Source organism: Clostridium sp. 1001283B150210_160208_E6 (assembly GCF_015669365.1).
GTDB classification, from domain to species: domain Bacteria; phylum Bacillota; class Clostridia; order Clostridiales; family Clostridiaceae; genus Clostridium; species Clostridium paraputrificum.
In genome coordinates this window covers 111723-132944 of the sequence record NZ_JADPAA010000003.1, presented here as the reverse complement: position 1 = coordinate 132944, position 21222 = coordinate 111723, and the positions used below count along the sequence as shown (strand labels likewise).

The window sequence follows — 21222 nt, the reverse complement described above, 5'->3', positions numbered from 1 at the left end:
CAAATTATTTTTGCAAATTTCTTTACAATAATAGTTTGTACCAAAAGTCTATATATAACCTATGATATTAATGGATTTAAATTATAAAGTCAGATTAAAAAACAGCATATATCCATTTACAAAAAATAATATAATATTTGTTATTAAATACACAAGTTTTCTAGATGATTCTATAGCTTTATTTTTTTGCAAAAAAGATAGTAAAGCCATTCCTATTGGTACTATTAATATACCTATATATTTACTAATAGAAGAATCTATTTCTCCTTGAGTATTTATATGTATTCCCATCTCCTTAGGTAGAAAAAATAAGGCTATTACATTAATGATTATAGTAAGGCCTATTATTCCATAATTTATTTTACTTTGTAATTTCTCATTTAACAAAAAAGACATCATAACCCCTCCTAAATCTGTTACCTTTATTCTACTACTACTATAACAGTTTATCAATATGAAAGTAGTTTTAAGATTTGTTTTATATTTTAGATGGAGTTATAATCATAATAATACATTTATGGTTGGGTGATATAATTATGATTAAAAGAGAACAAATGAGTAAAGATTTAGCTAAGGAGATCGCTTCTTGGAAATATGAAGATGAATGTAGTATTTATAATCTTCCTAGTTGGGAACAGATGAAAAATAATAACTATGCATTATGCGATGATGCTTTAAGAAAAGAGCTTTACAATGCATATCTAAATTCTAATGATGAATTAATTGGATTTACAAGGATAGATAATTTTCCTACAGATATCGTAGTAGGAATTGGAGTTAAACCAAATAAATGCGGTAAAGGCATAGGAGAAGAAATACTTAATATGGCAATAGATATGTGTAAAATTAAATATGGAGATAAACCTATTAAACTCCAAGTAGCTACTTGGAATCAAAGAGCTATAAATTGCTATAGAAATGTTGGCTTTACTTCTATAAAGACATATATGGATGAAGATTTAGAGCTTATTGAAATGGAATATATTTAATCTTATATAAGAAAGAAATACTATTAATATAAGTATTTCTTTCTACTTTATTTTTGCATTATTTACAAACATCTACCCATTTTAAGGCATTAGATAGTTTAAATAACTCTTCTAAAGTAAGTTCTATAGCAGAATTACTACTTCCACAGGCAGGAAAAACTGTTTGGAATCTCTCCATTGATTTATCACAATATACTTGAACCTTATCTAAATCTATACCAAAGGGACATACGCCACCAATTTTATGTCCAGTAAATTCATATACCTCATCAGGACTTAGCATCTTTGCCTTAATTCCAAATTCATCTTTAAATTTTCTATTATCTACTTTTCTATCACCAGCAGTTACTACCATAATACACATTTCATTATTTTTAAAAGTTAAAGACTTTGCAATTCTAGCAGGTTCAACATCCAATGCTTCAGCAGCAAGTTCTACAGTAGCACTTGAGGTATCAAACTCCCTTATATATTTATCTTTTCCATAACTTTTTAAAAAATCTCTTACCTCTTCTATAGCCATATAAAATAACTCCTTCCTTGTTACTTAATAATAAGGAATAATAACTCTAAGTCCAATAAATGTCAATAAATTCAAATAAAGTTAAGTTCTATAAAACAAAAAGAAAACACATTCTACAGTGTTTTCTTTATAATTTCACAATTTACTTTACATAATATTTGTTGTGTTACTTTTATAAATATTATAAAGTTCTTCCTTAGGGCTGATGAAATCTATACTCTGCCTCATCTAAGTATGCTTTACCAATTATATATGCAATACCAGTAATTATTATTAAAGTATAACAAAATAAGCTAAAGAGGAGTTCTATTAAAAAATTCCCCTTTAACTTATATTTCACCATTTAATACTATTAAATAATTTTAATCACATTTACTTTCCTTAAATCCTAAAAGATTAAGTATATCCTTTGCTACATTTCTTTCCTTCCCTTCATATGGATAAGAATGAATATGAATAGCAGGGTTAAAGTTTAGTTCTATAATTCCATAGTTAGATCTTTCATCAGTATAATCCTCTATTACCATATCTACACCACAAATTTTTGCCCCTATAGCCTTTGCGGACTTTATTGCTATTTCTTTAAACCTATTTGGAATTATATCTGTGAAATCTATGCTATCTCCGCCAGTACTTATATTAGAATTTTCTCTTAAAAATACCACTTCATCTTCCTTTAAAACAGTGTATATATCTCTATTGTGGTTTTTAAGATATAAAAGTGCAGAGGTATCAATTTCTATTTTCTCAAGTGGAGTTTTATACCCCTTTCCTCTTAAAGAGTCCTTATTTTTTATTTCTATAAGTTCCTCAATTGTATGTTTTCCATCACCCTTAACATTGGCTGGGACTCTATGAAGAATACCTGAAACCTTATCTCCAATTACTAAGAATCTAAATTCCTTTCCCTTAATAAATTCCTCTATAAGAACTGTATTGTCCTTTGAAAAGGCAAAATCTAAGGCTTTAGTTAAGTCTTCCTTGCCTCCTCCATCAGGAAATATTGATATTCCAAGACCAAAGTTTGTTGATTTAGGTTTAATTACAACTGGAAGGTTTACATACTTCTCTATTCTTCTAATACCTTCATCAATGCTTGTAAATTCTTCTCCCTTTGGAACTCTTACATCTTTTTTATCTAGAATTTTCTTTGTTACTACCTTATTATTCATAGCTAGTACTGTTGCATAATTATCTACGGAGGTTTTAGTAGCTTGTTTTATGTATTCAAGCTTCCCATTCTTTTCTAAGGATATGAAATTATCTTCTCTATCTAAAACTTCAAATTTAATACCTCTTTTAATTGCTTCCTTCATTAATATTTGAGTAGAAAGCTCCATATCTTCGAAGCCCTTTAAATTAAATCTTTTAGCATAAGCTTCTTTCTTATACTTTTTAGATAAATCTAAGTGAGAATCAATATATCCTTTTTCTTTAACTAATTCAATAAATCTATAGGTGTTTGTCTTTTTATAATCCTTTATTTTCTCAATTTGAGCATCTATTAACTCACCTTTACCTAAATTTAGAATATGATTAATATCTCTAATTTCATTTAATATCTCTAATCCCCATTGAACCTTAGAAACTTTTTCACCATCACGTATAAGTTCTATATCTAAGCCACCATTTCTAGCTATATTCTTTTGATTTTCAAGGCCATCTATTTGCCAATCCTTATAATCACTTTCTTCTTTAAATAAAAGATAAAGATTAAATAATTCTAAAAACTCTAAATCCTCTAAGGAAATACCACCCTTACTAAAAGGATTAATATCAATACTTCTGTATTCAAGATATTGGATACCTTCCTCTAATAAAGAATCCAATATTTTATTTGGGTTCTTACCCTTAGGTCTAACTGAATTGTAGAATTCTTTAGGGCTTTGAATTAAACCATCCTTAATAAATCTCTTTACACTATTTACATACTCTCTTGTTGAAGTATAATCTGCAAATAAAGTTATTCTATTACCATATCCACAATCACTATTTCTATAAGAAACTATACCTTCACAGGAATATGCCCCCTGTGAAATATTGTCTAATTTCTTTAGGCACTCACCCTTATAGCTAGAGTGAACTACCCCTGTGCTACCTAAAAGATAAATAAGAAGCCATCTATATCTTAAGTAATTTCTTACTATTTTTAGATAAAGATTATCCTTAAAAGTTTTAAAATCTTCCTTTTTAGATGAGTTTTCATAAAGTTTATTTAAAACATCATCATTTAATGAGAAATTATAGTGAATTCCAGATATTAATTGAATTTTTCCACCATACTTTCTTAAAAGTTCTTCCCTGTATGCTCTAGCCTCTTCACCTTGCTTACATTTGCAAAAAGTTGCTATAGGAATCTCCCTATCATCTGGAATTACACAAGGCATAGATTCTGGCCAAATATATTCATCTCCTATTTCAAGGGCAACTATATCATAAAGAGCATTTAAAAAGTCATATACCTCTTTTGAAGTGTTAAACACTGGGGTTATAAGCTCTAATTGACTTTCTGAAAAATCAGTTGTAATGTATGGGTTCATAATTTTATTTCCAAACACCTTTGGGTGCTTATTTCTTGATAATTCTCCTTTTACGCCAACTCTAAGACCTTCTCTTTCAACTCCAAAGTTTCCTCTTAAGATTTCATCTGAAGTGAAAAGAGCTTTAAATGTATTAAGCATTTGTATACTCCTTCCTAACTGTAACTGTATATAATAAATAAGCTGTTAATCCTTTTAAAACACTTGATAGTGCAATACTTAACCATATCCCATTAACACCAATACTTCTTATAAATACTAATGCCATTGGTATCCTTAAAACCGTAAATATTATGCTTATTGTAGCTGGTATCTTAGGCCTACCAACTCCTGTAAACAAACCATTTGATACCATTTCAATAGTGCTAAATAACTGAGATAATCCAACTATCTGTAGATATCCACATGCAATACTTGCAGTATTATCCTCCTTAATAAATAAACTAACTAGAGAACCTGGGATAAATATAAAAATTAATGCCATAAACAAGGAATATATTAATCCTATTCTTAATGCACTATTATATCCTTCTAAGATTCTTTTATATTTTTTTGCACCAAAATTCTGACCTGCAAAGCTTGAAATAGCACCATTTAGTCCACCTATAACCATGAAGGTAATGGATTCTATTTGAAGTCCAATCTTCTGTGCCGCTATAGCCTCTGACCCAAAGTTACTTATTATCTTTGCAAGAGAAATATTTACAAGAGTGAAAAGCACTCTTTGAAAGGACATAGGAAAACCAAGCTTTATTATCTCTATTATCTTTCGTAAACTATATTTTATTTTAAAATCATAATATAAAATTTTATTTGATTTTATATTATAAAGTGCAAACATTAATACATTTGATATTAAGGTTGCAATGGCTGCTCCCTTTACTCCTAAACCCAAAGTATATATTAGGATTGGATCTAAAATAATGTTTGTTAGAACCCCAACAGCATTAATCTTAAGTGCAATTTTATTATTACCATAACTAGATAATATTCTAGTATACAGCAAATTAAAAAATGCAAAGAAAAGCATTGGTGCACTAAGAGCTAAATATATATATCCATCTCTTTCAACCCTTAGATTTCCTAAATCTAAAAAGGATATTAACTCCTTACCAAGAAAGATTAAAAACAAGGAATATATTAATCCAATTATAAAATTTAGTATAAGTCCAGAATTAATATATCCTTTTGTTTTAATTTCATCACTATTTCCTATTGAATGAGCAACCTTAATCCCTGTACCGATGACAACAATAGCATTTATAGAATATCCAAGCCCTATAAAAAAGCTTGAAGATCCAACACTTGCCACTGCATCACTTCCTAGCCTTCCAACAAAAAGCATATCTACAAGATTATAAGTAAACTGTAGAAGAGAACTTCCCATAATAGGTATTGCTGTAGCTAATAGGACTTTTGTTACCTTCCCCTTAGTTAAATCTATTTTTTGCATATACACTCCTTTTTATTTCTTTAAAGACCTAAAAAAACTTTCTAATTCAATGATTGTTTCCTCGTTTAATGAATAATGCATCCAAGAGCCATTCTTTGTGCAATTAATAAGGCCAACATCTTTTAATATTTTCATATGGTAAGAAAGAGTTGGTTGAGTTATGTTAAACTTTTTTAATATATGACATGCACACAACTCCTTATCTTTAATCATTTCTAATATTTCAAGACGAGTTGAATCACTTAAGGCCTTAAAAATTAAAGCATATTCCCCATAAATATTATTCACTATATCCCTCCTATACTTAAAAAGAAAAACATATAGAAAATCATCTATATGTTTTATATTTTATTCTACATATAGATAAATGTCTATATGTTTATAATATTATTCATTATATTTTAAAATTCTGCCTTATTTCTCTTATCCTTATTATCTTTATTATACTTATTATCTTTTTACCTAGTACCTCGTACCTTCTTACCTACCTATATGCTTTCACAAGAGCTTTCCTTAGTACCTTAAGATTTCTCTTATATGGAGTAACTGGAATTATCTTTTTATTCTTAACACCAAATAATTTATAAACAGCAATTCTTGCAGCTCTTACAGAATACTCTTCTGTAAAAACCATATCTTCAGGAATTTCAACAAATTGACTAATCATAGCAAAGTTTGTTGAGCCTTTAGGTACAACCTTTGGTCTATCGCTCATCTTTCTTGGTTGAAATTGTGAATCTATATATGGCATCATACAAGGAATTACATTAACTACTGTTTCCATTATTTCATCTATTTTATCCTCAAAATGTAAATGATGAAGAAGTTCTGTTAATATTTCTTTTCCAGTGCAATCTCTCATCTTTTTCTTTACATAGTCACCTTCTACATCAGTAAACAAGCCATATCCCCAGAAAATTGTGGTATCTAGTGGCTGATTTTTAAAGTGAGGTTGAGCTGCAACAACTATGCTCATTAACCAGTTTGAATCTTTAAAAGTCATTAATGCACCACTACCAGGTACATTACCAGAGAATTGTTCTATCATTTTTAAAAGCTTATTGCCTCTCATAGTTACAGTAAAGCTTTCCCAGTTAGTTTCCTCTGGATAATCAAAAAATGGCGATGGATTTCCAAGGCCTTTTTTCTTTTTAGCTATGTTTTTCCATAGTTCACCTGACATTGGATTATTAGGTTTATATAAAGCCGGAGTATTAAGGTCACCTAAGGTAGCATTATCTGTCATAGAACCATTTGTTACAATGCATACATCTCCAGGGTTTAACTGAATTTTACCCTTACCTTTTTCATTTTCTACATACATAGCAGTAACAGTAATACCCTTACCTTCTTTAAAATCTAAATCATAAACTCTTGCATTAATTGAAAAATCTACTCCATTTTTAGATAAGTAATCTTTTATAGGCATAATTAGTGATTCGTATTGATTATATGGTGTACGAGTTACCCCTTCTAGAGTTTCTATTCTTGAGAACTCGAATATCATCCTCTCCATATATCTCTTAAATTCAAATAGACTAGACCACTTTTGGAATGCAAAGGTAGTCTGCCACATATACCAGAAGTTTGTTGTAAAGAAATGAGGAGAGTCATTAAACCAATCCTCTATAGTTAAATCATCTAGGGTATTTTCTGGTGTAATCATAAGCTTACCTAGCAATAGTCTATCCTTTGTGCTAAATCCCATTGAAGTAACATCTAATATATTGCCATCTTTATCAACAAGTCTAGCTTGCGCATTGGTTGGATGAAGATGATCAAAGTTAAGTATTTCCTCAGTTACACTTTTACCTGGCAAATCTAAGGATGGAATATTAGAAAATAGTTCCCAGAAATTTTCATAAGTTTCTTCATTCAACATTCTACCACCACGTGCTATAAAGCCATTTCTTACATCTCCAGCTCCATCATTGCTTCCACCTAAAATATGCATACCCTCTAGTATATGAATATTTTCACCTGGCATGTTGCAGTCTCTTATTAAATAAGTAGCACCAGCTAATGATGCTAGCCCTCCACCTACAAAATAAACTTCTTTTCCATAATGATTCTTGTAATCTTGTACACTACACATTGAAGATTTCTCTCCAAATTTCTTAGCGATATAATATGCAAAAACTGTAGCACCAGCTAAACTACCAAAAACAACTAAAGGATTTACTTCATTCTTTTTCTTTTTCATGGATATTTTCTCACCCTTTCATAAGTATTTCCATAATATGTTGCCCAGTTTTTTCTATTAAATACATCACTAAAACTTAAATGAATCATATAATAATTTAAAATAATAGAGGAGTTTTTCATATGAAACATAGAGAATGGGTTCTTATGTCTTTTAGAGGTGAAAAAGAAAAAACATCATTTACTTTAGAAGAGGCAAAAAAAATTGCACAAAAACTAAATATTGATTTTTCAAAGGAAAAGTTTACTTTAAATGACTTTTTTCAAGGGATAAATGTCGAGTTAGAACATGGAACAAGATTTCCTAATACAAATGTAACTAATAATGATCCAATTTTAACAGGTAAAATTGCATTAGCTCATTTATATGAGTTTCCTGATTATTATGTAAGACTGCAAAAGTTAGAGGATGAAGCAAAAGCTTATTGGAGTAAAAAATAAGCATAAAAAGGTTGTACCATTATTTCATATTGGTACAACCTTTTTAATATTAACCTAAAGTTTCAACTATAGTTTTTATTGATTCGTTAAATTCTTCTGTAGAAGAGTTCTTGAATATTACTAAATCATCAATATCAGGTCTTGTAAAGTTACATCCTGCAATGTATTCATCCCAGTTTGCAAGCTTCCAAGTATCTCTGCTTGAATTTCTTTCAATCATTCTTTGGTGACAAACTTCCTTATCAGTTTCAACCCAAACTATTACTAGTTTAGCATCTTTTTTTGCAAGCATGTCTCTTAAATTTTGAATATATTCAGCATCTCTTACTTCTCTTGTAAAAGGTGCATTAATTAGAACTGTATCATTATATTCTAATGCTTCTAATGCAAAGTCTATAGTAACTTCATATTCATAATTTCTGATATGTTCTTCAAAAAAGTCTGAACTTCTATTAATTTCTTCATTAGCTACTCTAAATATTTGCTTAGATAAAGGTATTACTGTATCCTTATCTAAATAAACAATGTTATGTAGTGCCTTTGCTATTTCTCTTGATACAAAAGTTTTTCCACATGCTGGTGGAGATGTTACTAAGATTAATTTTTTCATTTGAATTTTCACCTCTAGTATATTTTAAATTGCATTAATTTTTGCGCTCACGTATTGAATTATAGCATTTTTTGTAGAATCCTACAATAATAGCTTACAAAATAACTTGTTAAATATTATTAAATTCTATTTAATATATGTTTTTACAAATGGTTACCTTATATTAAAAGGAGGTATTATTATGTCTAAAATGAAAAAAATAAAAGATTTAACTAATGTTCAGATGGAGTCTTCTACCAAGTATGCAAAACCATCAAGGGAACCCAATGATGGATATTTTATTGAAAAGGATCCAAGAGATACTTTTTCTTCAGAAGGAACTGTAAGATATGGTGAAGAAACTGATGTTGATGATATATAAATTTACCTAATATAATTTTATTTCAATAGAGAATACTAATAGGGTAAGTAGTTATTAAAGGAGGTTTTTTTAATGAATAAACTTGAATTTGCTAAAGTAAATGAATTAGGTCTTGTTAAAGATAATGAAGAATTTAAAGCTAGTTTAAATGGTCAATTTACTGGTGAGACTGCAGAGGTTGGGCTATATCTAGCAATGGCAAGAGTGGCACAAAGAGAAGGATATGCTGAAGCTGCTGAAGTATTAAAAGTTATTGCATGGGAAGAAGCAGAACATGCAGCTCAATATGCTGAACTTATGGGGAAGGTTTCTGACTCCACTGAAAAGAACATATCTCAAATGATAAATGGTGAAGTTGGATCAAATAAATATAAGGCAGATTTAGCAGAAAAAGCAAAGGATGCAGGACTTGAAGAGTTATATACATTTATTGACCATGCTGCGAGAGATGAAGCAAGACATGCATCTATGTTAAATGGATTATTAAAAAGATTATAAAAAGTTAGAATGCCTAATTTAGGCATTCTAACTTTTTTAATATTAATAAATTCTCTTCTTTTACTTTTTCGTTCTTCTCTTCATATTCTAATGCTTCTTTATCAATTTGCTCCATTATTTCTTTAGATAATTGTCTTTCGGCAAATTTATAAATCACATTATCTTCTTTTGTCTTATGTCTTTCTAATAAATCTGAATATCCTATAGCATTTGCAATAACATCTAACTTAGCCTCTTCATCACCTGACTTTACCTTTACTAAAGCCTCTTCAAGAGAATTAACATATAACCTTCCTAAGTCATGCTCCACAAGCATTCCATTCTTAATAGTCTTTTCTCCTAAAGCTCCTAAATGTTCAACCATTCTATTAAAGAGTATTATTTCTTCCTTATTGTGATGATGTCCATCTGCATAATTTCTTATAAATCCTATAATCATATTAAAATGCTCATAATTTATATCATCACCCTTTAAAATACCCATGCACTCTTTTCTTATTACCTTTAGCATTCTACATATGTTTTCATGCTCTTCCATCATAATTTCTATTGCTGTCATTTTATCCTCTCCTTTTGATTTCCATAGTATCATCTTCATTGTGGATATATTCAAAATCAGAATTTATTTCACTTACAAAACTTTTAATCCACTTCTCTCTTAATGAATAAAACACTCCTACATCCAATCCAACTTTATCAAAAATATCCTTATGAACACATATTCTTCTTTTCCATACTACCTTATTTTCAGAGTTTTCTACAATTTCATTTACTCTATCACAAGGCATTCCATCAAGAATATAGTTATTCATTTCAGTGAAGATTTCTCTCGCATCATTTATAGAAGTATTAGATTTTACTGCCTTTCCAGCCTTCTCTCCTTGGGTTTCATATATTTTTTCAATGGAACTTAAATATCCTTTATCTACTAAATACTTTGTAATATAGGCATTTCTTCCTTCAGCTATTATAATTCTTTCTTGTAACCATCCATGAATATTACTTGTATCTATTATATCTTCTAAAGGTTTATTAGGAGTTCTTTCTCCATAAATTTTGTCTAATTCTTCTATATTAAATGTAGAATCAAGCTTTAAAAGCTCATCTTCTATTCCCTCAAACCATTTGATTTTATTAAATAACCAATAATGTATTTTTCCTAAAAATAAACTCATATCCTTTTCTCCTCCGTTTTTGTTTTTATTATAAATAATACTACTATAAGTGTCTGTAACAAAAGTTACAATAATACATTCTTTTTTATTGAGATTGAATGTACAAGCTATTATAATAAAATTATAAACTAGAAGGTGAGGTAACTAAGGTGTCAAATATTTTAAAAATTGCGGGATTGATTTTACTAGGTCTTATAGCACTTAAAATTATAGGTATTGTTTTAGGCGCACTTATAGGAACAGTGGCTACTATAATAAAAATAGTTTTATACTTAGGCGTTGGTGCTTTCGTATTCTATGGAATTAAAAAACTAGTTGATGAAAAATAAAAAACTTTGCTAAGCTTGCAAAGTTTTTTGTTTTTTAATAACTTAACTAAGATTTGATACATCCACTATAACTCTTGATGTATGTTTGTCTATATGTACCTTACACTTATCATTAGATAAAAAATACTTAGGATTCTTATCATATCTATCACTTTCAATTGTATATGTTTCACCAGTATATGGATTAGAATATTTAACTAATAGTATATAACTAACAGTAGCATCTACCACATTAAGCTGACTCTTATACTTACCTAAGATATCCTTTTTTACTATTCTGCTCTCTATAATTTTTCCCTCTACAGAAGGCATAGTAAGCATATGCTTTCTCCAAGACCTCATCCTTCTTATATGAAGGTTGTTCTTAATTCCTATTATTAAACAAATAATTGCTGAAACAAAAGTAATAAGTATGAATGTAGCAGGTGAATCACCATCTAAATCAGATTTAGAAAATATGCTAACTATAGTCATAAAAATAGACATTATTGATAGCAAAATTCCTCCTGTTATCATACCTCCAAATGAATATTTGTACTCTAGTGGCGTAATACTCTTTTTCATTGCCCCTCACCCCAATTTGTTATATGTTATTTTTCTTATCTTAGCTTAATTCTTCAATGAATCTTCTATGACTTTTAACCATATATTCTGGTAAAGCATCAATAGGAAAGAATTTCAATTCAGTTCCTTCTTCATTGTCTACTTGTAGCTCTCCTTCATAATCTCTTGTGACATAAACTGCATTAACAAGATAAAACTCATCCTCATTTGGAAGTTTCATATAAAAATCTTCTCCAGAATATACATTTACTAATTTTAAATTAGAAACCCTTAATCCTGTTTCTTCGAAAACTTCTCTTATACCTGTTTCCTCAATAGTTTCTCCCATATCCATTATTCCACCTGGAAGTCCCCAGTTCTTTTGAGGATATGTTCTTTTTTGTAGTAAAACCCTATTTTCTTTATCAAGAACTATTACAGAAGTACCGTTTAATATTACAGGCTTATGCCCAATATATTCTCTTAAATATTTAACATAATTCATTACTTATCACATCCTAAGTTTTCGAAATTATAAATTAATAATGGTATTTCCATCTCATCTTTTGTAAGACCACCATGGGATCCCTTTAAGGATATCTCATACTTACCCTTCTCATACCACCATACTCCATATCCATCATAAGGGATAATAACAATATTACCTACCCTACTTAAGAAGGTTTCTGATGGATTTATAAATATGCCTTTATCTATTAAGTCCTTAACTAAATATATTTCCCCTTTATCTTTTAACTTTTCTTTTAAGAATTGGTACACATATGTTTCAAATTCCTCCTTTATATAAAGGAACATATCTCTATTATACCCAACAGGAACAATACTTTTTCCTTTAGAATCCTTAATCATATATTCTTCTATGTTAGGGATTAATTCATTTAAATAAATCTTATCTTTAATCTCCATTTGTCCATGATCAGCTGATAAAATAAAAGTCCCTTCATTTACACCTTCATCTAGAACATTATTATAAAAATTATCTAAAGCTTTAATAAAATTATTTATTTCAAAATAAGCCTTATAAGAACTCATTCCATATTCATGACCAATTGAATCTATTTGGGGATAATAAATATAATAAAAGTTTTTACCCTTATCCTTTTTAATCCCTTGAAGAAGTATATTAAACATCTCTTCTACTGATTCATAACCTTTTACCTTTCCATCTTTAAAAAGCTCTCTAGAATAATAGCTATTATTGATATAACTTGGTGTAATAATTGTGCTAGATACCCCATTTTCTTTAAGCTCTTTAAAAAGGTTATCCTTTGGCAAAATTTCTTCTTTACCCTCATAGTCAAACAAAAATGGTGTAAAAACCTCATCTATCTTAGAGTCATATGTAAACCACTCAAAAAATCCATGAGTAGAAACATCCTTCCCTGTAACTACTGATGTTACATGAGCTGTAGTAGTTGAGGGAAACTGAGATGTTATCTTTTCTTCTATTCCATGTTTTCTTATTTCCTTAAAGAACTTGGAGTCCTCTCTTACACCCTTATAAAACTTCCATCCAAAAGCATCAACTAAAATGAAAACAACCTTTTCCTTGTTTAAAAGTACTTTTTTTATCTTCTTATTTTCTAAAGTCATCCCATCATTTATGCCATAATTATGTTTAATTGAATTAATTATATTTATAAAATTTTTCCCATTATAATCTGGAAAAACAAAATCCTTAGTCATATTCAATACCTACCTTTAACTATTTATAACTCCTCCAAAATTTACATATTACTAATGTATTAAGTATATAATTTTTTTGATGTTAAATCAGTATTTTTATAATTAAAAAAGAGAAATTGCAAGCAATTTCTCCTCATAATCCCTATATATCTCTTATCTTTGTTATCTTTTTTATCTCTTTATCTCTCTTATCTTTTTTATCTTTCTTATCTTTTTTATTCTATTTTACTTCTTTTAACACAGCTTCAGCTACCTTCATAGCTACGCCTTCTTTAAATGGCTTTGGAATAATATTTTCTTCATTTAACTCATCATCAGAAATCTCATTTGCTATTGCATAAGCTGCTGCAAGCTTCATTTCAGTAGTAATCTTCTTAGCTCCTGCGTCCAAAGCTCCTCTAAAAATTCCAGGGAAAGCAAGGACGTTATTAATTTGATTAGGATAATCACTTCTTCCTGTACCTACAATTCTTGCTCCAGCTTCCTTAGCGTGGTTTGGATTTATTTCTGGTTCAGGATTTGCCATAGCAAAAACTATAGCATCCTTGTTCATAGATTCTATCATATCCTTCGAAACAATATTTCCTACAGAAACTCCAATAAATACATCTGCTTCTTTAATAACATTAGAAAGACTTCCCTTTTCATTGTTAGGGTTAGTTATGTTAGCTATTTCTTCTATAGAAGAGTTTTCATAATCCATTCCTCTATAAATTGCTCCATTTATATTACACATAACAAGATTTTTCACACCTGAATGTAATAAAAGCTTCCCTATAGCAATTCCAGCTGAACCAGAACCATTAATTACAACCTTTAAATCCTCTAGCTTCTTGTTAACTATTTTTAGAGCATTTATAAGTCCTGCTAAAACAACTATAGCTGTACCATGTTGATCATCATGAAATACTGGAATATCTAATTCCTCAATTAATCTTTTTTCAATTTCAAAACATCTTGGTGCAGATATATCTTCTAGATTAATTCCACCAAAGGAAGGTGCTATTCTTTTAACTGTTTCTACTATTTCATTAGGATCCTTAGTATCTAGCACTATTGGTACCGCATCTACATCTCCAAACTCTTTAAATAGTACGCACTTACCTTCCATAACTGGTAAGCTTGCTAAAGGACCAATATCCCCTAGTCCTAATACTGCTGTACCATCTGATATAACTGCAACTGTATTCCATTTTCTTGTATAGATATTGGCTTTAGTTGCATCCTTATGTATTTCTCTACAAGGCTCAGCTACACCTGGTGTGTATGCTAAACTTAAATCCCTTTCATTTTGGATCTTAACCCTTGAAGTTACTTCTACCTTACCTCTCTTTTCTTCATGAAACTTTAAAGCTTCTTCATATATATTCAAAATACCACCTCTAAATCTATACTACTTTTGTACCATGTATTTCTTTTGCACCTGTATATTCTAAGATATAGTCTCTATTTTCTTTGTTAACACCTTTACCTGGCATTATAATAATTCTATCATTTGCATATTCTACTAGCTTTTTAAGTGACTCCCTACCTGCTAATGCATTTTCACATCCACCTTTAGTTAGAATTCTATCTACACCTAATTCTACTAATTGATCTATTGCCTTAAACTTATCTTCTATTTCATCAAAAGCCATATGAAAGGTTATGCTTAAAGGCTTAGCTCTTTCCACTAACTTTTTAGTAACATCCATATTAATTTCTTTTCCATTTAACGCGCCTATTACAACTCCGTAAGCACCATTTTCTTTACATACCTCAATATCTTCAAGCATTATTTCTACTTCATCTTCTGAATACTCAAAGTTTCCTCCTCTGGGTCTTATAATTACCATAACAGGTATGTTTACATCCTTTATTGTCTTTTTAATTGTTCCAACACTTGGAGTTGTTCCATCCTCCATTAAATTGTCACAAAGTTCAATTCTATTAGCACCTCTTTTAAAAGCACTAATTGCCTCATTATAATTTCCTACACAAGCTTCATACATACTTTTCTACCTCTTTTAATCAAATGTTATAGGTGACTTTATTCTCTTTAGATATGCATCTAACCATTCCTCACTTGCAATCTCATAAGTAGTTTTTCCATCAACATTTTTACATACATATACTGTTGGTTCCATATCCTCTGTCACTACTGAGAATGAGAAGCCATCAATGTTAGTTGCAACACCAAATTCACCCTTGTTATTTAAGCACACAACAGATAAATCTCCAGCTTTACCTCTTCTTCTCTTTAATTCTGCATTTAAGTCTTCCACTGCCTTATCTGCTGCTTCTTGTGGATGATATCCTTCCTTCATTAATCTTACTATTTCATAAGATATACATCCCTTCATTAAATCCTCTCCAAGACCTGTAGCTGATGCTCCTCCAACTTCACTGTCAACATAGAAACCAGAACCTGAAAGTGGAGAATCTCCAACTCTTCCTCTTTTCTTCATAAATAAACCACTTGTAGATGTTCCAGCCACCATTTTCTTTTCACTATCTAAGGCTATCATACCTACAGTGTCATGTCCATCATAAGGGCTTAAACCTTTTTCTATTGTTTCTTTTCTTCTTTTTTGATAGTGCATCTTAGCTCTATCTGTTAACATGTTAACTCTTTCAAAACCTTCTTTATGAGCATAAGCTTCTGCTCCTGCACCAACTAAGAAGCAATTAAATCTCTCCTTGCTTAACTTTCTTGCAATTGAAATAGGATTTTTATAATCCTTTATACCAGCAACTGCCCCAATATCTAAAGTATCTCCATCCATATATGCTGCATCTAATTCAACTTCACAATCTTCGTTAGGTAATCCACCATAACCTACTGATTTATAAAAAGGATAATCTTCAACCATCTTTATTGCATTTTCAATAGCATCACCTGCTGTACCGCCCTTTTCTAGTATTTCCTTAGAGCTTGTTATTCCTTCTACTGCCATTCTCCATGTAGCTATCATTGCATATTTCATAAACCTCATCCTCCAAAATATTATTTTGATGTCTATTTTTATAGCAATTAACATGCCAACTATTATAAAGCATATAAATACTAGTTAAATTCATATTTTCATTGATAAGATGAATTAGTGTATTGTATAATTATGTTATAAATTATAGTGTGTTATTTTTTAATACAGTTTGTATTGGTTTTCATATATTTTATAATACATATCTATATATAAATTATACAAACACAAGAATTATAGGGGGAAGAATTTATGAAGAGAATAGATTTAGTCTACAATTCTTTAAAAGATTTAGATAAAGGTGAAGGTGTTTCTACTATAGAACTAAGTGAATACCTTAATTTAGAACGTTCTAATGTATCTAAAGATTTAAATAACCTAGTTAAAAATGGAATGGTCTTTAAAAATAATTCAAGACCTGTAAGATACTTTTTTAATAACCCAAACACTAATGACCTTACTCACAAATCCTCTTTGGACAATTTATGCTATTTATCCCCTTCACTTTCAGATGCTGTAAAGTTAGCTAAAACAGCTATCCTTTATCCACCTAACGGAATGGATTCCCTTATAATTGGTGATACTGGTGTAGGTAAGTCAATGTTAGCTAAACTTATGCATGAGTATTTTAACTCCTTAGATAATACAAAGGATATTCCATTTGTGCATTTTAACTGTTCAGATTATTCTAATAACCCTCAACTTTTAAGTTCACAATTATTTGGTGTTAAAAAAGGGACATACACTGGAGCAACTGAGGATAGAAAAGGAGTAATTGAAGAAGCTGATGGAGGGATACTATTTCTAGATGAAATACATAACTTACCAAAAGAAGGACAAGAAATGCTTTTTGTATACATGGATACAGGGTATTTCAGAAGATTTGGAGAGGTTTCTAAGAAAATAAAGTCTTCTGCAAGAATTATATGTGCTACCAATAAGGATATAAACGCCTCACTTTTAGATACTTTTATCAGAAGAATTCCAGTTAAAATTTATCTGCCAAGTCTAGAAGATAGATTTATTGAGGAAAGACTAACCTTAATTGAAAGGTTTATTAAAGATGAAAGTTTGAGATTAGACAAGCCCGTATTAGTATCAAAAAACTCCATGATAGCCTTATTATCATATAATTGTCCCTATAATGTTGGACAATTAAAAAGCGATATTAAACTTGCTGTAGCTAATGCTTATTCAGACTATTTTATACATCACAAAAAGCAAATTAAAATAAATAGTCCTGACTTGCAAAAGGATATTAAATCCTCTCTTCTTTCACCAAAAGAAGATGCTCTAAGACTTGTGGATTTAATGGCAGATACAGATGGTTATTTTATATATGATAAGAACTCGCAAATTACAAGTCATTCATTCTTAAAACAAAAACAAACCATTTTACTTAGCTACAAAGAATTTATGACAGCTATATCCATAAAGATAGCTAATAATAAGGAGCTTGATATTCATCAAATACGTGAAGATTTCACTAAATACTTTAAAGCAGTTATAGATAATGGTACAAGCTATAACTTCTACTTTCATCCATCTGCATATGAAGATTTAACTAATGGTATTTTTAAAGAAAATCCAGAACTAAAGTTTTCCTTTACAGATGATATCATAAAGAATTTCTTTAGTATTCACGTAGATATGATTTACGACAGAATTGATTTCATTCAATACTCTCCTACCAGCTCTATAAGTAAGCTAAAGATGAATTATCCTGAATATTATTCAATAGCCAATAATATAAAGGGACTAATTGAAAAATACTATAATGTTAATTTATCAGAAACAGAACTACTTTTCTTAATCATATTTATAATGTGTTGCTAAATACAAAAGGAGCTGTCGCATTAGCAGATAAAAATCCGCTAGCGATAACTCCTTTTTTTTAATTAATGATTTATAGATATTTTAGCCATTTCTCTTGTATTCAGTATTTTAGAAACCTCAGTTTCATTTATATCACACTCTTCAAGAACAACTTCCTTAACATACTTTCCTGTTTTCAAAGCTTTCTTTGCTATAGCAGCTGACTTTTCATAACCTAATATTGGTGCTAAGGCTGTAACTATTCCTATACTTCCATCAACTAAGTTGTTGCATCTCTTTTCATTAGCTTCGATGCCTTTAACACAGTTCTCTATAAATGTTTCTACACCATTAGTTAAAATAACAAGAGATTCATAAAGATTATGAATTACTATTGGATAGAAAGCATTTAATTCTAATTGACCACTTTGTGTAGCCATAGTAATTGTTAAATCATTACCCATGATCTGGAATGATATTTCTTTCATTACTTCTGGCATTACTGGATTAACCTTACCTGGCATTATTGAAGAACCATTTTGCCTTGCAGGTAATCTTATTTCTCCAAAGCCTGCCCTTGGTCCTGATGACATTAAAATTAAATCTCCAGCAATCTTGCTTATATTAACTGCACAAACCTTTAATTGTGATGATACCTCAGCATATTTATCTAAATTTTGTGTTCCATCAACAAGGTTTGATGATTGTATTATATGTTCATCAAATATATTGCTTAATTCTAAAACTACAGAAGCTATATACTTATCATTTGCTGTAATTCCAGTACCAACAGCTGTTCCCCCTAAATTCACTTCTAGTAATGAATCCTTAACTCTTTCTAATCTTTTAACATCCCTTCCTATTGCCATTGAAAAAGCCTTAAATTCTGACCCTAAACTTATAGGTACTGCATCTTGCATTTCAGTTCTACCCATTTTTATAACATCTGTAAATTCTTCTGCCTTTATATTAAATTCATAGGATAGCTTTATTAGTTTTTCAATACAGCCATTTAAAAGTTCATAAGCTGTAAGGCTTGCAGCAGTAGGAATTACGTCATTTGTAGACTGCCCCATATTTACATGATCATTTGGGTGTATTGGATAATACTCCCCTTTGTTAAATCCAAGAATCTCGTTTGCCCTATTTGCAATAACCTCATTTATATTCATATTTAATGATGTTCCAGCCCCACCTTGAATTGGATCTATAATAAATTCATTATCAAACTTACCACTATATACTTCTTCACAAGCTTTAACTATAGCCTCTTTATATTCTTCTTTAAGCTCTCCTACACTACAATTTGTAATAGCACAAGCTTTCTTAACAACAGAAAGATTTTTTATAAGTTGCTTATTAATTGTTTGACCACTAATTCTAAAGTTTTCATGCCCTCTTAAGCTTTGTACTCCATAATAAGCCTCATTAGGTACTTGTTTTTCTCCAATAGAATCTCTCTCTCTTCTAAATTCCATAACTATTCCTCCTAAGAAAATAAAGATTTTTCTTTCTGAAGATTTAAATAGCAAAACCTGTGCCAAAACACTATATATACCTATTTATCCTATTTTCTAAGTATTTTTTTGTAGTAATATAAAGGAGTGTATTAAAAACTTCTACTTTAGACTTTATAAAAACACACTAGTCATTAAAATAATACACTTTTTTTCACCACTAAAGCTCTGTACCCATAAGATTTTTCTACTTAAAAATTTTTATACCTAGTCTAGACATAAAAAAACTCCCCATAGGGAGTTTTCTTAATTTGCTAGTCCTATTATAGCTCTAACATATATCTTTGTAATATTTATAAGATCTTCAATTATCATATATTCATTAGAATTATGAGCAATTCCTTTTTGACCAGGGAAAGAAGGACCAAAAGCTACTATATTAGGCATTACCTTAGCATAGGTTCCACCTGTAGTAGTAACAGGGGTACCATCTTCTCCTGTTACCTCTTCATAAGCATCCTTCATAACCTTTAGCATTGGCGCAGTCTTATCAAAAAATACTGAATCCATTCTTCTATTTTCTATAATAGAATACTCTGATAATAAACTTATTATTTCCATTATATTTTTGTAGCTATATGACATTGGATATCTAAACACAACTGATAACTTAAGCATGCCATCCTCAAGCTTTAAAGAATAAGGGTTAGTTACTAGACTGCCTGATATTTCATCCCTACATTCTATACCTATCTTGCTTAAATCATAATTCTTGTGAAATACATTATATATGAAATTTAAAAACTCTCTTTCTTCTTTGCATAAAGAGGTTTCCTCTCTTAAGTTTTCACATAAACTTGTAATAGCATTAACACCACTTTCAGGCGCATTTCCTGGAGCTGTTTTACCCCTATTAGTAATAGATTTACCATCTTTAAAATCAACTTGAATAAAATCTGGAACCACATTACTTCTAAATTCACCATTAATTGATTTAATACCAGAATCACTTAGTTTTTTACTGCATATAGTCACATCTAAAATTCCCCTTTCGCCATAAACAGCAGGGAACTTACAATCAGGAGTAAAACCTGAAATTGGTGGTTCTTCATTACTAAGATAATATGGAATATCTTTAAAACCTGTCTCTTCATTTGAACCAAATATAATTCTTACTCTTTTAGAAAGTGGAATATTAAGATCTTTTACTATTTTTAATGCATATAGACAAGATATTATAGGACCTTTATTATCTAATACGCCTCTACCATAAAGCTTTCCATCTCTTATATCCATTTTAAAAGGTGGTGTTATCCAACCTTCTTCATTAGCAGGTACAACATCTACATGTCCAATTATACCTACGTAATCTTCTCCATCTCCATACTCTGCATACCCTATAGCATTTTGGACATTTTTAGTCTTAAAGCCCATCTCCTTAGATATATCTAAGGCTTCAAGTAAAGCTTTTTTGCTAAATTCTCCAAAAGGAGCATCTATACAAGATGCTCCTTCAATGCTAGGAATATTTACAAGTCTCTCAATGGATTTTATCATTTCATCCTTATACTCAAGGACTTTTTCATCAATCTTGTTCATAAATATCCCCTCTATAC

The 21222-nt window shown here is 29.9% G+C and carries 23 protein-coding genes; 6 read left to right on the top strand and 17 right to left on the bottom strand.

Annotated elements, in window-relative coordinates:
• Window positions 1–81: 81 nt before the first annotated feature.
• Window positions 82–396, bottom strand: coding sequence for a DUF1648 domain-containing protein (locus tag I4V16_RS05440; RefSeq protein WP_049177030.1), 315 nt, complete (start codon window positions 394–396; stop codon window positions 82–84).
• A 140-nt stretch (window positions 397–536) separates the two neighbouring features.
• On the opposite strand from I4V16_RS05440, the gene I4V16_RS05435 reads away from it, so the two are divergent.
• Window positions 537–989 (top strand): GNAT family N-acetyltransferase, encoded by a 453-nt coding sequence (locus I4V16_RS05435; RefSeq protein ID WP_049177031.1) that lies wholly within the window; start codon window positions 537–539, stop codon window positions 987–989.
• 58 nt (window positions 990–1047) lie between these two features.
• Here the strand turns inward: I4V16_RS05435 and I4V16_RS05430 are convergent, their stop codons facing one another.
• The 5 genes from I4V16_RS05430 to I4V16_RS05410 all read right to left on the bottom strand — a co-directional run bounded on the left by I4V16_RS05430 (window position 1048) and on the right by I4V16_RS05410 (window position 7708).
• A complete protein-coding gene (locus tag I4V16_RS05430) occupies window positions 1048–1512 on the bottom strand; it encodes a YbaK/EbsC family protein (protein ID WP_099330134.1) in 465 nt (154 codons plus the stop codon).
• A gap of 362 nt (window positions 1513–1874) precedes the next feature.
• A complete protein-coding gene (gene gshAB, locus I4V16_RS05425) occupies window positions 1875–4193 on the bottom strand; it encodes a bifunctional glutamate--cysteine ligase GshA/glutathione synthetase GshB (RefSeq protein WP_195542362.1) in 2319 nt (772 codons plus the stop codon).
• Window positions 4186–5505 (bottom strand): MATE family efflux transporter, encoded by a 1320-nt coding sequence (locus I4V16_RS05420; protein ID WP_099330136.1) that lies wholly within the window; start codon window positions 5503–5505, stop codon window positions 4186–4188. Before I4V16_RS05420 ends, gshAB begins: the two co-directional genes overlap by 8 nt.
• A 12-nt stretch (window positions 5506–5517) precedes the next feature.
• Entirely contained in the window at window positions 5518–5793 is a 276-nt protein-coding gene (locus tag I4V16_RS05415) for a metalloregulator ArsR/SmtB family transcription factor (protein WP_049177035.1), read from the bottom strand.
• Window positions 5794–5989: 196 nt separating this feature from the next.
• Window positions 5990–7708: an oleate hydratase gene (locus I4V16_RS05410; protein ID WP_049179350.1), complete on the bottom strand. Its 1719-nt coding sequence runs from the start codon at window positions 7706–7708 to the stop codon at window positions 5990–5992.
• A gap of 122 nt (window positions 7709–7830) precedes the next feature.
• On the opposite strand from I4V16_RS05410, the gene I4V16_RS05405 reads away from it, so the two are divergent.
• Complete coding sequence (locus tag I4V16_RS05405) at window positions 7831–8148, top strand: DUF5661 family protein (protein WP_049179351.1); 318 nt, start codon at window positions 7831–7833, stop codon at window positions 8146–8148.
• Window positions 8149–8197: 49 nt separating this feature from the next.
• On the opposite strand, the gene I4V16_RS05400 is transcribed toward I4V16_RS05405, so the two are convergent.
• A complete protein-coding gene (locus I4V16_RS05400; RefSeq protein WP_049179352.1) occupies window positions 8198–8758 on the bottom strand; it encodes an ATP-binding protein in 561 nt (186 codons plus the stop codon).
• Window positions 8759–8939: 181 nt separating this feature from the next.
• Between I4V16_RS05400 and I4V16_RS05395 the strand changes: the two genes are divergently transcribed.
• Both I4V16_RS05395 and I4V16_RS05390 read left to right on the top strand, forming a co-directional pair.
• Window positions 8940–9119 carry a hypothetical protein gene (locus tag I4V16_RS05395; RefSeq protein WP_049179353.1) on the top strand — a complete coding sequence of 60 codons (180 nt, stop codon included), beginning with the start codon at window positions 8940–8942 and terminating at the stop codon, window positions 9117–9119.
• Window positions 9120–9191: 72 nt separating this feature from the next.
• Window positions 9192–9617 (top strand): ferritin family protein, encoded by a 426-nt coding sequence (locus I4V16_RS05390; RefSeq protein WP_099330103.1) that lies wholly within the window; start codon window positions 9192–9194, stop codon window positions 9615–9617.
• 13 nt (window positions 9618–9630) lie between these two features.
• Here the strand turns inward: I4V16_RS05390 and I4V16_RS05385 are convergent, their stop codons facing one another.
• Window positions 9631–10176 (bottom strand): hemerythrin domain-containing protein, encoded by a 546-nt coding sequence (locus tag I4V16_RS05385; protein WP_027098463.1) that lies wholly within the window; start codon window positions 10174–10176, stop codon window positions 9631–9633.
• 1 nt (window position 10177) lies between these two features.
• Window positions 10178–10792 (bottom strand): hypothetical protein, encoded by a 615-nt coding sequence (locus I4V16_RS05380; RefSeq protein WP_099330102.1) that lies wholly within the window; start codon window positions 10790–10792, stop codon window positions 10178–10180.
• A 149-nt stretch (window positions 10793–10941) separates the two neighbouring features.
• Between I4V16_RS05380 and I4V16_RS05375 the strand changes: the two genes are divergently transcribed.
• Window positions 10942–11121 (top strand): hypothetical protein, encoded by a 180-nt coding sequence (locus tag I4V16_RS05375; protein WP_049179357.1) that lies wholly within the window; start codon window positions 10942–10944, stop codon window positions 11119–11121.
• Between the two features lie 42 nt (window positions 11122–11163).
• Here the strand turns inward: I4V16_RS05375 and I4V16_RS05370 are convergent, their stop codons facing one another.
• The 6 genes from I4V16_RS05370 to I4V16_RS05345 form a co-directional block, all read right to left on the bottom strand.
• Window positions 11164–11685, bottom strand: a complete 522-nt coding sequence (locus I4V16_RS05370) for a hypothetical protein (protein ID WP_099330101.1) — start codon at window positions 11683–11685, stop codon at window positions 11164–11166.
• A gap of 40 nt (window positions 11686–11725) precedes the next feature.
• Entirely contained in the window at window positions 11726–12169 is a 444-nt protein-coding gene (locus tag I4V16_RS05365) for an NUDIX hydrolase (protein ID WP_049179359.1), read from the bottom strand.
• Window positions 12169–13371: an alkaline phosphatase family protein gene (locus I4V16_RS05360; RefSeq protein WP_099330100.1), complete on the bottom strand. Its 1203-nt coding sequence runs from the start codon at window positions 13369–13371 to the stop codon at window positions 12169–12171. Before I4V16_RS05360 ends, I4V16_RS05365 begins: the two co-directional genes overlap by 1 nt.
• 220 nt (window positions 13372–13591) lie before the next feature.
• Window positions 13592–14743, bottom strand: coding sequence for a malic enzyme-like NAD(P)-binding protein (locus I4V16_RS05355; RefSeq protein ID WP_099330099.1), 1152 nt, complete (start codon window positions 14741–14743; stop codon window positions 13592–13594).
• A 16-nt stretch (window positions 14744–14759) separates the two neighbouring features.
• Window positions 14760–15362, bottom strand: coding sequence for a copper homeostasis protein CutC (locus I4V16_RS05350; RefSeq protein ID WP_099330098.1), 603 nt, complete (start codon window positions 15360–15362; stop codon window positions 14760–14762).
• 15 nt (window positions 15363–15377) lie between these two features.
• Window positions 15378–16337: a N(4)-(beta-N-acetylglucosaminyl)-L-asparaginase gene (locus I4V16_RS05345; RefSeq protein WP_099330097.1), complete on the bottom strand. Its 960-nt coding sequence runs from the start codon at window positions 16335–16337 to the stop codon at window positions 15378–15380.
• Window positions 16338–16586: 249 nt separating this feature from the next.
• Between I4V16_RS05345 and I4V16_RS05340 the strand changes: the two genes are divergently transcribed.
• A complete protein-coding gene (locus I4V16_RS05340; protein WP_049179364.1) occupies window positions 16587–18170 on the top strand; it encodes a sigma 54-interacting transcriptional regulator in 1584 nt (527 codons plus the stop codon).
• A 62-nt stretch (window positions 18171–18232) separates the two neighbouring features.
• On the opposite strand, the gene I4V16_RS05335 is transcribed toward I4V16_RS05340, so the two are convergent.
• Both I4V16_RS05335 and I4V16_RS05330 read right to left on the bottom strand, forming a co-directional pair.
• Window positions 18233–19627 (bottom strand): aspartate ammonia-lyase, encoded by a 1395-nt coding sequence (locus I4V16_RS05335; protein WP_049179365.1) that lies wholly within the window; start codon window positions 19625–19627, stop codon window positions 18233–18235.
• 285 nt (window positions 19628–19912) lie between these two features.
• On the bottom strand, window positions 19913–21205 hold the full coding sequence (locus I4V16_RS05330) for a Sapep family Mn(2+)-dependent dipeptidase (RefSeq protein ID WP_049177684.1): 1293 nt from the start codon (window positions 21203–21205) through the stop codon (window positions 19913–19915).
• Between the last annotated feature and the right edge of the window lie 17 nt (window positions 21206–21222).